Source organism: Streptomyces sp. NPDC029122, assembly GCF_055569445.1.
In genome coordinates, this window is sequence record NZ_JBVHWK010000002.1 from 186,865 (window position 1) to 200,982 (window position 14,118).

The following is a 14,118-nucleotide window of genomic DNA, read 5'->3' on the forward strand; positions in this document are numbered from 1 at the left end:
ACGCGACACACAGGGAGTGCGCGGTGACTGAGACGAAGAAGCCCGAACCGACTCTGGAACGCACGGGGCGGGGGCCTGGCACGAGCACGCGGTCCGACGAACTCGGCAGCCTCGAGGTCTGGGCCCGATCCGCACCCATCCGGCTGGCGGGCTACGAGGACGACCTGGCGGAGCCGCACATCCTGCCCGGCATCGACTGACGACACGGGCACCGGCCCCCGGGCCGGATCCCTCCCCGCCCCCGCGCCCCACGGCGACGGGGGCGCGGCTTGCCCGCAGGCCCCGCCGCCGGTTCCCGCGGGCCCTACGCCGTCAGCGTCATCGCTGTTGGCGATCACGCCTTCTCACCCCCCGCCGCACCCGGCAGGGTCGGACGCATGAGACTTCTGATGCTGGGCGGGACCGAATTCGTCGGGCGCGCGATCACCGAAGACGCCCTGGACCGTGGCTGGGACGTCACCGTCTTCCACCGTGGACACCACGCGCCCCCGCCCGGAGCCTCCGTGCTGCACGGCGACCGCACCGCCCCCGGCGGGCCGGCCGCCCTGGCCGAGGGGGAGTGGGACCTCGTCGTGGACACCTGGGGCGGCGCACCCACGGCCGTTCGCGACAGTGCCCGCCTGCTGGCGGACCGCGTCGGCCGGTACACGTACATCTCCAGCCGCTCGGTGCACGCCTACCCCGCCCCGGCCGGTCTCGCGGAGGACGGCCCGCTGGTCGAGGGCTCGCCCGACGCCGGCTCCACCGCATACGCCGAGGACAAGCGGGGCGCCGAACTCGCCGCCCTGGACTCCTTCGGCGACCGCGCGCTGCTCGTGCGCGCCGGGCTGATCCTCGGCCCGTACGAGAACGTCGGCCGGCTGCCCTGGTGGCTGAACCGCGTCGCCCGGGGCGGCCCCCTCCTCGCTCCGGGCCCCCGCGAGCTGCCGCTCCAGTACATCGACGTACGCGACCTCGCGCGCTGGACCCTGGACGCGTCCGAGGCCGGGCGCGGCGGGGCCCACAACCTGGTCTCCCCGGTCGGCCACGCCACCATGGGGAGCCTCCTGGACGCCTGCGCCGCCGCCACCGGCACGGCGCTCGACCCGCGCTGGACCGACGCGGCCGTGATCCTGGAGGCCGGGATCGAGCCCTGGACCGAACTGCCCATCTGGCTCCCGGAAGGCGAACTGCACGACTACATGTTCGGCGCCGACGTCACCAAGGCCCTCGAGGCGGGCCTCGTCTGCCGGCCGGTCGAGGAGACCGTCGCCGACACCTGGGCCTGGCTCCGGTCGATCGGCGGAGTCGCCCCGCAGCGCCCCGACCGTCCGGAGAAGGGGATCTCCGCGGAACGCGAGGCGGCGCTACTCGGGCTCTGAAGAGGCGGCTTCCGCGAGACGCGTCGGCGCCAGGTACTCGCGCACCAGCCGGCGGTGCCACCAGGCGCCCGTCTCGCGCAGCTCCCGCCAGGTGGTGAACCGGTAGCGGTACAGCCTGGCCCGTACGAAGCGGGGCGGGGCGTCCGGGAAGGGATTGTGGCGGATCAGCCGCAGCGTGTCCCGGTCACCCGCCAGCAGCCGCTCCACGAACGGCCCGAACCAGTCCCGCGCGTAGCCGGGCGAGAGGGCCGCGAACCACATCAGCCAGTCGAGCCGCAGGTGGTACGGGGCGAACTGGCGCGGCATCCGGCGCGGTTCGCCCGGCTTGCCCTTGAAGCCGTACTCGCGCCAGTCGCCGTCCTCGTGGGGGACGCGGTCGGCGGTGCCCTCGACCACCACCTCGTCACGGGTCCGCCCGACGGTGCCGAAGGCCCCGTACGTGTTGACCAGGTGCAGCGAGTCGAAGGAGCGGTTCATCACCTGGCGGCGCGAGACCAGATTGGCCACGGGGCCGCGGCTCAGCACCAGCACCAGCACGGTCACGGCGCACACCAGGACCACGTACCAGACGGGCGCGCCCCGCGAGGCGGCGGCGGGCGGGGGACCCGCGAGCCCGGTGAAGTCCACCGCCGACAGCGCGAGCGTGATCGTCAGCCAGTTCAGCCAGGCGAAGTTGCCGGACAGTACCAGCCACAGCTGGGTGGCCACGATGATCCCGGCGGCGTACGAGGCCACCGGCTGCGGAGTGAACAGCAGGACCGGGAGCACCAGTTGGGTGAAGTGGTTCGCCGCGCACTCCACCCGGTGCAGCGGCTTCGGCAGACGGTGGAAGAACCAGCTCAGCGGGCCCGGCATCGGCTGTGTCTCGTGGTGGTAGTAGAGGCAGGTCAGCCGGCGCCAGCAGGCGTCGCCGCGCATCTTGATCAGCCCCGCGCCGAATTCCACCCGGAACAGCACCCACCGCAGCAGCCACAGCACCAGCACGGGCGGCCCGACCCGGGCGTTGCCGAGGAAGACCGCGAGGAAGCCGACCTCCAGCAGCAGGGACTCCCAGCCGAAGGAGTACCAGGTCTGGCCGACGTTGACGATCGACAGGTACAGCAGCCACAGCACCGCCCACATCCCCATGGCGGCGCCCAGCGGCACCAGGTCCCCCGCCCCGGCGGCGAGGGCGGCGGCCAGGGCCGCCCCGCCCCAGGCGCAGCAGGCGAAGAGCCGGTCGGAATAGCGCAGTTGGAACAGGCTGGGGGCGTGCCGGAAGGGCACGTACCGCACGTAGCGCGGGACGGGCAGCATGCCGTGCGCCCCGATCAGTGCCCGGAACTGCAGGGCGGCCCCGACGAAGGCGAAGACGTAGACGCCGGCCAGGGCCCGCTGGAAGACCAGCCGGCTCAGCCAGTAGCCGGGCGCGGTGAACCAGTCCATCGCCTCCAGTATCGGCCCCCGGCGCCCGGCTCGCGCGGCCGCGCCGTTCCCTCCGGGGGAACCCAAGGGGCGGGGCCGCCGGGGGCTTCGAACGCGTGCACCGGCCGACCCAGGCGCCGCGCCGCCCCGGACGGGCCCGGACCAGCGGCCCGGCGCTCCGGTTGCGGCGCCCGGGGACATGCGGCAGACAAGAGGGAGCAACCGGGGCGAAAAGGGAGAACAGCGTGAACGACCTGAACGACGTGCCCGCACCGACATCCCGTCAGGCAGCGCGCCGTCAGGCACCGCGCCGTCACGTACCCGTCCGCACGGCCCTCCTGGCCCTCCTCTCCCTGACCGCGGCCGGCTGCGGCGGCGCCGGGCCCGAACAGACCAAGGGACCGGTCCCCGAAAGCCAGGCGCTCACCCTCCAGCCCGTCGGAGCCGCCGGACCGGACCCCTTCACCCCTTCCTCCGCCACCGCCGAGTCGGCCCCGGTCCAGCCCCCGCTGCCCAACCCGAGCGGCCGGGGCATCCGCACGGTCGGCGCCGCCACCCCCGGCCTCTACGGCGGAACCAGCCGGCTCGGCAGCTGCGACGTGGAACGCCAGGTCGCCTTCCTCACCTCCGACGCCGCCAAGGCCCGCTCCTTCGCCCAGGCCACCAACATCGAACAGGAGAAGCTCCCGGACTTCCTGCGCGCCCTCACCCCGGTCGTCCTGCGCGCCGACACCCGCGTCACCAACCACGGCTTCCGCGACGGCCGGGCCGACGGCTACCAGGCCGTGCTCCAGGCCGGCACGGCCGTCCTCGTCGACGACCACGGCATGCCCCGGGTCCGCTGCGCCTGTGGCAACCCCCTCGGGCCGCCGCGTGCCCCCAAGGGGAGCCCCGTCCTCAAGGGCGACCAGTGGAACGGCTACCAGCCCACCCAGGTCATCGTCATCGAGCCGACCATCCGGACGATCAACCGGCTGGTCATCGTGAACATCGCCGACAACACCTGGATCGAACGGAAGGCGGGCGACGACGGGGCCCAGGACAAGCCCCCGAGAGCGCTTCCCCCCTACGATCCCGCCGACGGCATCCCCAACGGCCCCGCGACCCCGCCCGAGGACCCGCCCACCGACCCCTGCGCCCCCGCGAACCCCAACGGCCCCTCCCGCACCACCCCTCCGAACCCGCCGTCGGCCCCGCCCTCCGGCGCCCCCTTCGCGGGGCCCGCCGACCCGCCCGCCCCGCCCGCCCCGTCGGCCTCCCCCTGCCCGCCCGGGGCCGGTACCGTGCCGCGAGCGCCCGCTTCCCCGCAGGACCTCCCGAGCGGCGGCCTGCCCCCGTCCGACGGCCCCGCCGCCACCCCGCCCGACGCCGACGGCGACTTCCCGCGCGACCTCCCCGGCAGCGGCGCACCCGACCCGGGGCTGCCCCTGACCCCGGACGACGGCCCGGGCACCGGCAACGACCCGGACCTGCCCCCGGCCCCGGCCGATCCCGCCGATCCCGTCGCCCCCGACGGCCTGCCCGACGGGCAGCGGGAGACGGACCAGCCCGCCTACTTGGAGAGCGCCTGACGAGCCGCTGTGTCATGGTGGACCGGTGCCGAGCACCGTATCGCTGCCGGAGGACTGGCCCGCACACGCGGACCGGTCCCTGTCACTGAACCGGATGGGCAGTTTCGACTGGGACCTGGTCACCGGACTCATGCACATGGACGCGGCGGCCCTCGACGTCTTCGACACGACCCCGGACGAGTACGACGGACGGCCGGGATCGCTGTCCCCGCGCGTCCCGCCCGCCGAATCCACCCGGCTCGACGCCCTCGTCTCCAGCGCCCTCAAGAGCGGCGTCGACACGTACGGCGCGTACTTCCGCATCCGCTGCCGCGACGGGAACCTGCGCTGGACCCACACCCAGGGCCGGGTCATGCGCGGCGCCGACGGCCGCCCGTACCGGATCATCGGCATCGTCCGCGACGCGACCGAGGAACTGAGCCACTCCGCCGAACGCCTCGGGCTCGACGAGGAGCGCCGGCGCCAGACCTCCGTCGTCGAGAGCACCACCGCCGCCCTCGCCCACGCCCGGACCGTACGCGACGTCATCGACGTCATCGGCGACGCCCACGGCCTGGAGCGGCTCGGCTCCATGGGCATGGTCATGGGCCTGGTCGAGGCCGGCCGGATCCACCTGGTGGCCGAGGGCCCCGCCGACAGCTTCGTGCCCGGCACCCGCTACACCCGCGTGGACGAGCAGTACCCGATGAGCGAGGTCGTCCGCTCCCTCCAGCCCCGCTTCCTCGACTCCGCCGAGGAGTTCGCCGAGGGCTACCCGGACCTCTGGTCGAAGATCTCGGACATGAACATATCGGCCGCCGCCTACCTGCCCCTGATCGCGCAGGCCCGGCCGATCGGCGCGATCGGGCTGCTCTACCAGGACAAGGACGGCTTCAGCCAGGACGAGCGGAACCTCCTGGTCGCCCTGGGCAGCAGCATCGCGCAGAGCCTCCAGCGCGCCATGCTGCTGGAACAGGAGCACGACCTGGCCGAGGGCCTCCAGCAGGCCATGCTGCCCCGCCGGATCCCGTCCGTCCCCGGCGCGGAGATCGCCGTGCGCTACCGGTCCGCCCGGATGGGCCAGGACATCGGCGGGGACTGGTACGACGTCATCCCGCTGCCCGGAGGCCGGGTCGGCGCCGTCATCGGCGACGTCCAGGGACACGACACCCACGCGGCGGCCGTGATGGGCCAGCTGCGCATCGTGCTGCGCGCCTACGCCGCCGAGGGCCACTCCCCGGGCACCGTGATGGCCCGGGCCTCGGTGTTCCTGCACGAACTGGACACCGACCGCTTCGCGACCTGCACCTATGTGGAGGCCGACCTCTCCACCGGGGTGCTCCAGCTGGTGCGCGCCGGCCACCTCGACCCGCTCCTGCGCACCCGCGAGGGGGAGTGCTGCCGACTGCCGGTGGAGGGCGGGATGCCGCTCGGCCTCTCGGCGGAGTTCGGCCGGCTGGAGTACCCGGTGACGACCGTGGAACTGGACCCCGGGGAAACGCTCCTGCTGTGCACCGACGGGCTGGTGGAACAGCCCGGCGCCGACCTGGACGACGGCGTCAGCCTGCTGACCTCCCTGGTCCGGGGCGGTCCTGCCGACCTCCAGCGGCTCGCCGACCGGCTGTGCGAGGTGGTCGACGAGCGGGGCGGCGACGACGACATGGCCCTGCTCCTGCTGCGCCGCCACAGCGAGGACCCACGGCCCGGCGGCGGCCGGCTCCAGCAGCACGTGGCTCCCGGGGACCCCGAGGCGCTCGTCGCCGCCCGGCACATGATCGGCACGGCGGTCCGCTCGTGGGGCGCGCGGGACCGGGCCGACGAGATCGAACTGGTCGCCGACGAGCTGATCGTGAACGCCCTGATGCACACGGACGGCCCCGCGATCGTGACCCTGCGCGTGCTGGCCGGCCCGCAGCGGCGGCTGCGGGTGGAGGTGGAGGACCGCTCCAGCGCCCTCCCGCGCCGCCGCGAGGCGGGGGAGGCCGGGGTGTCGGGACGGGGCCTGATGCTGGTGGACCGGCTGGCGGACGTCTGGGGCGTGGAGCCCCGGGGCAGCGGCAAGTGCGTGTGGTGCGAGTTCGTGATGGCGTAGCCACCCCGCGGCTCCGGTCGCGGTGCGGCGGGCGGGGCGGGAGGCTGGGAGGGTGCCCGAACTGCCGGAGGTCGAGGCCCTGAGGGAGTTCCTCGACGAACACCTCGCCGGGCGGGTGGTCGCACGCGTCCTCCCGCTCGCGGTCAGCGTGCTCAAGACGTACGACCCTCCCCCGACCGCCCTCGAAGGGCAGCCCGCCGGACCCGCGGCCCGGTACGGCAAGTTCCTCGACCTGCGGATCGGCGAACTGCACCTCGTCACCCACCTCGCCCGGGCCGGCTGGCTGCACTGGCGGGAGACCCTGCCCGACCGGCCGCCCCGCCCCGGCAAGGGACCGCTCGCGCTGCGCCTGGCCCTGGAGGGCGGCGGCGGCTTCGACCTCACCGAGGCAGGCACCCAGAAGCGCCTGGCCGTCTACGTCGTGCGCGACCCCCAGGAGGTTCCGGGCATCGCCCGGCTCGGCCCCGACCCGCTCGCCGAGGGCTTCGACCGCGATGCCTTCGCGGCCCTGCTGGCCGGGGAGCGGCGGCAGATCAAGGGCGTGCTCCGCGACCAGAGCGTGATCGCCGGCATCGGCAACGCCTACAGCGACGAGATCCTGCACGCCGCCCGGGTCTCGCCCTTCAAGCTGGCGGCCTCCTTCGACGAGGAGCAGGTCACGCACCTCCACGGGGCCGTGCGGGACACCCTGCGGGCCGCCGTCGAGCGGGCGCACGGACTGGCCGCCGGGGAGCTGAAGGCCGAGAAGAGGAGCGGGCTGCGGGTCCACGGCCGGGACGGCGAGCCGTGCCCGGTCTGCGGGGACACCGTCCGCTCGGTGTCCTTCGCGGACTCCTCGCTCCAGTACTGCCCCACCTGCCAGACCGGGGGCAAGCCGCTCGCGGACCGCAGGCTCTCCCGCCTCCTCAAGTAGCCGGCGCGCTGCGTAGACTCCGGCACCATGGCCGAGCAGCAGCAGCAGCGGGAGATCGTGACCGGCGTTCCGCGCGGTGCCCGCCGCCCGCCCGCGCACACCCCCGCCCGCTCGGAGATCTCCGAGCAGACCAGCCTCGGCGCCACCTACGTACGGGCCCTGATGCGCAGCCAGCTGCGCGCCGGGCTGGGGGCGCTGGCGGTGCTCGCCCTGGTGCTCGGGCTGCTGCCGCTGGGTTTCCTGCTTCCCCGGGCGGTCGCGGGCCCGCTGGTCTGGGTGGCCCTCGGGCTGGCGGCGTACCCGGTGATGTGGCTGATCGCCCGCTGGTACGTGGGCCGGGCCGAGCGCAACGAGGCCGACTTCACGGGGCTGGTGACGGACCCGGCCGAGTCCGCCTGAACGGCCGCCTCCCCGGCGCGGACGGCCCTCGCGGGCGGAGGCGCCGGTCGGGAGGCAGCCCCTAGAACAGGTGCATGGCCAGGTGTCCCAGCGGCAGGCCGAGCTGCCAGGCCGGGGTCCAGACGCGGGCGTTCTCGTCCAGGGCCGAGGGGGTGTCGTGGCCGTGCCGGCCCGGGTCGAGGTTGGTGGCGAAGAGCTCCGTGCGGTCCAGCCAGCGCCATGCCGCCCGGGCCAGTTCGAGGTCCGGGTCCTCGCCGCGGCCGCGCTCGCGGGCCTCCTCGCCCAGGGCGAGGAACCGGGTGTGGACCCAGTCGCGCCAGGGGTGCCCGTACGCCGTCAGGGAGAGCCACTCGTCGAGCTGCGAGACCACCCGGATGCCGGAGAGCTCGCCGGCCGCGTCCGAGAGGTAGATCGTCAGCGCGAGCGTGTCGCGCCCGGCCCGGAACTCCAGCGTGCTCGCCGGGATCAGCCGGCCGGTGCGCAGCAGTTCGTCGGCGATGTACTCCGCGTAGAGCCACGCCATGGGCACAGCCAGTCCGCCGTCACTGGTGCCGTTCGTACCCTCGGGCTGCACCGTTCCACCCTCTCCCGCGTGTCGAGCCTGCCGCCGTCATCCCCGAGCCTTCACCGGACGGCTCGCGCGACGGGGGATGTTTACTCAACTTGCACGGACTGGTGCCCATTTCGGTGTGCTCCGTGTCCGGATCGTGCCCATCGAGGGCGTTCCCTGAGTGTTTCTCCACGGGCCCTGCGGCGGGACTCCCGGCGCGGGGGACCGGTCAGGCCCCGAGCCCGTACCCCTGGAGTCCCTTCCGCAGGGCGCGCAGGGCGTAGTACGTACGCGACTTGACCGTCCCGGCGGGGATGCCGAGCTCCGCCGCCGCCTCGGCCACCGAGCGGTCCCGGAAGTAGACCTGCATCAGCACGGCCCGGTGCTCGGGCCCCAGGCTGCCCACCGCCCGCCGCACGTCGATCGCGGTGACCGAGCCGGCCACCGCGTCCTCGGCGGCGGGTGCCTGCTCGAGTCCGTCGGGGTCGACCTCCTGCGGCCGCGACAGCCGCGCCCGGCGGGCGTCGATGGCGAGCCGCCGGGCCACCGTGAACAGCCAGGGCCGCATGGAATCGTGCCCGGTCGCCAGCACCTCCGGGTGCTGCCAGACGCGTACCAGGGTCTCCTGGACGAGGTCCTCGGCGCGCTGGGCGTCCCCGGCGGTCAGGCCGAGCAGGAAGCCGAACAGGGCCCGCCCGTGGTCGCGCTGGAGTTCGGCGAGCGCCTCGGGTTCCGTGCGCTGAAGGGTGGGGGAGGGCGACACGAGTGCTCCTTCCGGGTCCGGGGGTCCGCCGGGGTGCCGGGCTCGCGGGCGGGCCGGGCCGTCCGCCGGGCCGTGGGCCCGGGCTGCGGGCCGCGGGCGGTGGACCGGCCGTGGGCCGGCCGCCTGCCGGGCTGTGGCGTCCCACTCACCCTCACCTGCACGGAGCCGCCCGGGAACCGTCCGGCGGGGGCGTTGCGCCCAAGGCCCCGGGTCGTCCGGTGGGCGGCCGTGCCGGGCGACGAACGGTCGAACGGCGCGGCGAACGGCCATGGGCCGTCGGAGGGGGAAGAAGGCCCGCGGACGGCGCCGATCCTTGACTTGCGCCCCCTTCTCCTATGGATTTCGGGTGATCCGACAGTCCTATAAAAGGGAGCTGGGACAGATGACCAAGCACACCCGGCAGGCCCTCGCCCTGCTGTCGGCCCTCCTGCTCCCGGCGTCGGCGGCCGGCTGCTCCACCGAAGGGGACCGGACCCCGGCCCGCCTCGGCCCCAGTGCCGCCGTGGCCCCCGCCGCGAAGGGGTTCACCCTGGTCGCGAGCGGCGACGTACTGCCGCACACCTCGGTCATCAACCGGGCGGCGGCCGACGCGGGGGGCGACGGCCACGACTTCCGCCCCATGTTCTCCGGGGTCAAGCCCGTGGTCTCGGCCGCCGACCTGGCCCTGTGCCACATGGAGACCATCTACGGCGAGGACGACGGCCCCTTCAGCGGCTACCCGGCCTTCGTCTCCCCGCCCACCGTCGCCGACGCCCTCAAGGACGCCGGGTACGACGGCTGCTCCACGGCCTCCAACCACACCCTGGACGACGGCGCCGAGGGGATCGAACGGACCCTCGACCGCTTCGACAAGGTCGGCCTCGGCCACGCCGGCTCCGCCCGCACGGCCGCCGAGGCGGCACGGACCACGCTCTACCCGGCCGGTTCCGCGAAGGTCGCGCACCTCGCGTACACCTACGACACCAACGGCTACCCCATGCCGGACGGCCGGCCCTGGGCGGTCGGCCTCATGCGCCAGGACAAGATCGTCGCGGACGCGCGCGCCGCCCGGAAGGCCGGCGCGGACGTGGTGCTGGTCAGCCTCCACTGGGGCACCGAGTGGCAGACCGAACCCGACGGGACACAGCTCTCCCTGGGGAAGGCGCTCACCGCGTCGCACAGCGGCGGCCGCCCCGACATCGACATGATCCTGGGTACGCACGCGCACGTCCCGCAGGCCTACGAGAAGGTCAACGGGACCTGGATCGTCTACGGCATGGGCGACCAGGTCGCCGGCGAGATGTTCAACCACTCCGGCGCGCGCGACATGCGCGGCAACTACGGCTCCATCGGCCGCTTCACCTTCACCCCGCCCGCCGCCCCCGGGCAGCGCTGGCGGGTGGTGAAGGCCGAGTTCGTCCCGCAGATGATGGACCTGTCCCTCGGCAGGGTCGTCAACCTGCCCGCAGCCCTCGCCGCCTACCCCGGCGACGAGGAGTACGAGAGCGCCGACGAGGCCGTCACGGAGGCCGTGCTCAGCCGCGGCGCCGCCAAGGACGGCCTGAAACGGGCCCGGTAGCCCCCGGGGCGCACCTCGAAGACGTCCTTCAGCCGCTCGGCCGAGGCGCCGCCCCCCGGCGACGACTCGAATCCCGTCTCCCCGTGCTCCGTCGCCCTCCCGAGGCCATCGGGCTCGGCGCGCGGACCGGCGCGGCCCTCCCTACAGTGCCAAGCATGAGTGCCACGCTGGACGAGACCCGCGGGACCCGCAAACGCTTCCTGCACCGGGTCCCGGACGCCTTCGGGGCGTTCTTCGGGTCGCTGGGGCTGGTGTGCGCGCTGCTGGCGCTCTCCCCGGCGCTGCGCAGGCTCCTGCGGCCCGCGGTCCGCTTCCTCGACGACTTCGTGGTGCCGGTCAGCGAGAACCTCGCGTACGCCGTCTTCCTCTTCCTCCTCGCCGCCGCCCTCGGGGCCCGCAAGAAGGTCGCCTGGTGGATCGTCGTCACCTACCTGGCGCTGCTGATCCTGGTCGACCTGCTGATCATCGCCGACGGGGACTTCTGGGTCGGCGGCCCCTCGATGGTCCTCGCGGTGGCCGCGCTCGGCATCCTGGTCGCCGCCCGCGGGGAGTTCTACGCGGCCTCGCGCCCCGGCGCCGTCTGGCGGGCCATGCTCGTGCTCGGTCTCGGGCTGCTCGGTGCCGTTCTCCTCGGCTGGGCCCTCGTCGCGCTGTTCCCCGGCACCCTGCCGAAGGGCCAGTGGCTGGACTGGGCCGCCAAGCAGGTCTTCGGCGGGCTCTTCTCCGCCCGGGAGTTCGACGGCCGCCCGGCCCGCCCGCTCTCCTTCCTGCTCGGCCTCTTCGGCGCCCTCGCCCTCCTGAACGCGGCCTCCACCCTGTTCCGCTCGCAGCGGCTGACCGCCGCCCTGCACGGGGACGAGGAGCCCCGGATCCGGGCCCTCCTGGGCGCGTACGGACGGGCCGACTCCCTCGGCTACTTCGCCACCCGGCGCGACAAGGCCGTCGTCTTCGCCCCGAACGGCAAGGCCGCCGTCACGTACCGCGTCGAGGCCGGCGTCTGCCTGGCCAGCGGCGACCCGGTCGGCGACCCAGGCGCCTGGACCCCCGCCATCGACGCCTGGCTGGCCGTCGCCCGCCGCTACGGCTGGCAGCCGGCCGTGATGGGCGCCTCCGAGGACGGGGCGACCGCGTACGCCCGCTCCGGCCTGAGCGCCCTCCAGCTCGGCGACGAGGCGATCCTGCACGTCGCGCGCTTCGACCTCGACGGCCGTGACATGCGGGTCACCCGGCAGGCCGTCAACCGCGTCCGGCGGGCCGGCGCCACCACCGTGATCCGCCGCCACTCGGCCCTCACCGAGGAGGAGATGCGGACCATCGTCGACCGGGCCGACCGCTGGCGGGACACCGAGACCGAGCGCGGCTTCTCCATGGCCCTGGACCGGCTCGGCGACCCCGCGGACGGGGACTGCCTGCTGGTCGAGGCCTTCGACGCCGGCGGCGAGCTGATCGCCCTGCTGTCCTTCGTCCCCTGGGGCAGGGACGGCATCTCCCTCGACCTGATGCGCCGCGACCGCTCCGCCCCCAACGGGGTCATGGAGTTCATGGTGGCCGAGCTGTGCGCGGCCGCCCCCGGCCTCGGCGTGCGCCGGATCTCCCTCAACTTCGCCGTGTTCCGCGCCGCCTTCGAGGAGGGCGGGCGGATCGGCGCGGGACCGGTGCTGAAGCTGTGGCGCCGCCTGCTGCTGTTCTTCTCCCGCTGGTGGCAGCTGGAGGCCCTGTACCGCTCCAACGTCAAGTACGGCCCCGAGTGGTACCCGAGGTTCCTGTGCTACCAGGACGCCGGCTCGCTCGCCCGGGTCAGCCTCGCCTCGGGCATCGCCGAGGGCTTCGTCTCCGTACCGAGCATGCGCAGGCTGTGGGGCAACGGCCACGCCAAGGGGCTCACCGCCCCCGCCAACACCGCCGGGCTGCCCTCCATCGACTCCCTGGGCCTCGGCCTCGTGGGGGAGGGCGGCGAGCGGGCGCCGGCGGAACGGCTGCCCGAGCAGGTCCGGGTGCGCCACGCCAAGCTGGACCGTATCCGGGCCGCCGGAACCGACCCCTACCCGGTCGGGATCCCGCAGCGCACCCACACCGCTGCCGCGCTGAGGGCCGCCCACCCGGGCCGGACCCCCGGCAGCCGCACCGGCGAGCGGGTCACCCTCGCCGGGCGGGTGATGGTCGTACGGGACCTCGGCGGCGTCGTCTTCGCCGTGCTGCGCGACTGGACCGGCGACGCCCAGCTGATGTTCACCCGTGACGAGTCCGGTTCCGACGTGCTGGACGCCTTCACCTCCCAGGTCGACTTCGGCGACCACGTGGTGGCCACCGGCGAGGTCGGCGCGAGCCGCGGCGGGGAGCCCTCCGTGGTGGTCGGCGCCTGGCAGCTCACCGGCAAGTGCCTGCGCCCCCTCCCCGACAAGCGCAAGGGCCTGGCCGACCCGGAGGCCCGGGTCCGGCGCCGCTATCTCGACCTCGTCGCCAGCCCCGACGCGCGGGACGTCGTACGGGCCCGCTCCAGCGCGGTGCAGGCCCTGCGCCAGGGGCTGCTGGACCGCGGCTACCTGGAGGTCGAGACGCCGATGCTCCAGCAGATCCACGGCGGGGCCAACGCCCGGCCGTTCCGCACCCACATCAACGCCTACGACCTCGACCTCTATCTGCGCATCGCGCCCGAGCTGTACCTCAAGCGGCTGTGCGTCGGCGGCATGGAGAAGGTCTTCGAGATGGGCCGCACCTTCCGCAACGAGGGCGTCTCCTACAAGCACAACCCCGAGTTCACGATGCTCGAGGCCTACCAGGCCTTCGCCGACTACGACGTGATGCTGGACCTCACCCGGGAGCTGATCCAGGGCGCGGCGACGGCCGCCTTCGGCTCGCCGGTCGCGCACAGGGCGGGCCCGGACGGCAAGCTCGCCGTCCACGACATCTCCGGGCCCTGGCCGGTCAAGACGATGTACGGGGCCATCAGCGAGGCGCTCGGCGAGGAGGTCGACGCCGATACGGAGGAACACCTGCTGCGCGCGCTGTGCGACCGGGCGCACGTTCCGCACGCGCCCGGGGACACCCGGGGCGACGTGGTGCTGGAGATGTACGAGCGGCTGGTGGAGGAGCGCACCCAACTGCCCACCTTCTACAAGGACTTCCCGACCGAGGTGTCCCCGCTGACCCGGCAGCACCGCAAGGACCCCCGGCTGGCCGAGCGCTGGGACCTGGTGGCCTTCGGCACCGAACTCGGCACCGCCTACTCGGAGCTGACCGACCCCGTCGAGCAGCGCCGGCGGCTGACCGCCCAGTCACTGCTGGCGGCGGGCGGCGACCCGGAGGCGATGGAGCTCGACAACGACTTCCTCGACGCCCTGGAGTACGCGATGCCGCCCACCGGCGGGCTCGGCATCGGCGTCGACCGGCTCGTCATGTTCCTCACGGGCCTGACGATCCGCGAGACGCTGCCGTTCCCGCTGGTACGACAGGGCTGATCAGGGGGGCGGCTGGTCCGAGGGGGTGACGGGAGCGGGGCGCGTCCGCGCCCCTCGACATCTTCCGCGA

At 74.3% G+C, this 14,118-nt stretch carries 11 protein-coding genes; 8 read left to right on the forward strand and 3 right to left on the reverse strand.

Annotated elements, in window-relative coordinates; genetic code table 11:
- Positions 1–23 precede the first annotated feature (23 nt).
- Together ACZ4WZ_RS03255 and ACZ4WZ_RS03260 are read left to right on the forward strand one after the other, a co-directional pair.
- Entirely contained in the window at positions 24–200 is a 177-nt protein-coding gene (locus ACZ4WZ_RS03255) for a hypothetical protein (RefSeq protein ID WP_467884491.1), read from the forward strand.
- Positions 201–377: 177 nt separating this feature from the next.
- The gene (locus ACZ4WZ_RS03260; protein WP_467884492.1) at positions 378–1,361 is read left to right on the forward strand and encodes an NAD-dependent epimerase/dehydratase family protein; all 984 of its coding nucleotides are present in this window, start codon (positions 378–380) and stop codon (positions 1,359–1,361) included.
- On the opposite strand, the gene ACZ4WZ_RS03265 is transcribed toward ACZ4WZ_RS03260, so the two are convergent.
- Positions 1,347–2,786 (reverse strand): lipase maturation factor family protein, encoded by a 1,440-nt coding sequence (locus tag ACZ4WZ_RS03265; RefSeq protein ID WP_467884493.1) that lies wholly within the window; start codon positions 2,784–2,786, stop codon positions 1,347–1,349. The two genes, ACZ4WZ_RS03260 and ACZ4WZ_RS03265, sit on opposite strands and share 15 nt — an antisense overlap.
- Before the next feature lie 224 nt (positions 2,787–3,010).
- Between ACZ4WZ_RS03265 and ACZ4WZ_RS03270 the strand changes: the two genes are divergently transcribed.
- The 4 genes from ACZ4WZ_RS03270 to ACZ4WZ_RS03285 are packed head-to-tail and all read left to right on the forward strand — an operon-like array spanning position 3,011 to position 7,719.
- Entirely contained in the window at positions 3,011–4,336 is a 1,326-nt protein-coding gene (locus ACZ4WZ_RS03270; protein ID WP_467884495.1) for a DUF6777 domain-containing protein, read from the forward strand.
- Positions 4,337–4,343: 7 nt separating this feature from the next.
- The gene (locus tag ACZ4WZ_RS03275; RefSeq protein WP_467884968.1) at positions 4,344–6,407 is read left to right on the forward strand and encodes a SpoIIE family protein phosphatase; all 2,064 of its coding nucleotides are present in this window, start codon (positions 4,344–4,346) and stop codon (positions 6,405–6,407) included.
- Positions 6,408–6,459: 52 nt separating this feature from the next.
- A complete protein-coding gene (locus ACZ4WZ_RS03280; RefSeq protein ID WP_467884497.1) occupies positions 6,460–7,320 on the forward strand; it encodes an Fpg/Nei family DNA glycosylase in 861 nt (286 codons plus the stop codon).
- A gap of 27 nt (positions 7,321–7,347) precedes the next feature.
- Entirely contained in the window at positions 7,348–7,719 is a 372-nt protein-coding gene (locus ACZ4WZ_RS03285) for a hypothetical protein (protein WP_467884499.1), read from the forward strand.
- A 61-nt stretch (positions 7,720–7,780) separates the two neighbouring features.
- Here the strand turns inward: ACZ4WZ_RS03285 and ACZ4WZ_RS03290 are convergent, their stop codons facing one another.
- Entirely contained in the window at positions 7,781–8,242 is a 462-nt protein-coding gene (locus ACZ4WZ_RS03290; protein ID WP_467884969.1) for a hypothetical protein, read from the reverse strand.
- A gap of 256 nt (positions 8,243–8,498) precedes the next feature.
- Positions 8,499–9,032, reverse strand: coding sequence for a sigma-70 family RNA polymerase sigma factor (locus tag ACZ4WZ_RS03295; protein WP_467884501.1), 534 nt, complete (start codon positions 9,030–9,032; stop codon positions 8,499–8,501).
- A gap of 382 nt (positions 9,033–9,414) precedes the next feature.
- Here ACZ4WZ_RS03295 and ACZ4WZ_RS03300 point away from each other — a divergent pair, with 382 nt between their 5' ends.
- A complete protein-coding gene (locus tag ACZ4WZ_RS03300) occupies positions 9,415–10,590 on the forward strand; it encodes a CapA family protein (protein ID WP_467884502.1) in 1,176 nt (391 codons plus the stop codon).
- Positions 10,591–10,745: 155 nt separating this feature from the next.
- Positions 10,746–14,048: a bifunctional lysylphosphatidylglycerol synthetase/lysine--tRNA ligase LysX gene (lysX, locus tag ACZ4WZ_RS03305; protein WP_467884504.1), complete on the forward strand. Its 3,303-nt coding sequence runs from the start codon at positions 10,746–10,748 to the stop codon at positions 14,046–14,048.
- The last annotated feature ends 70 nt before the right edge of the window (positions 14,049–14,118 follow it).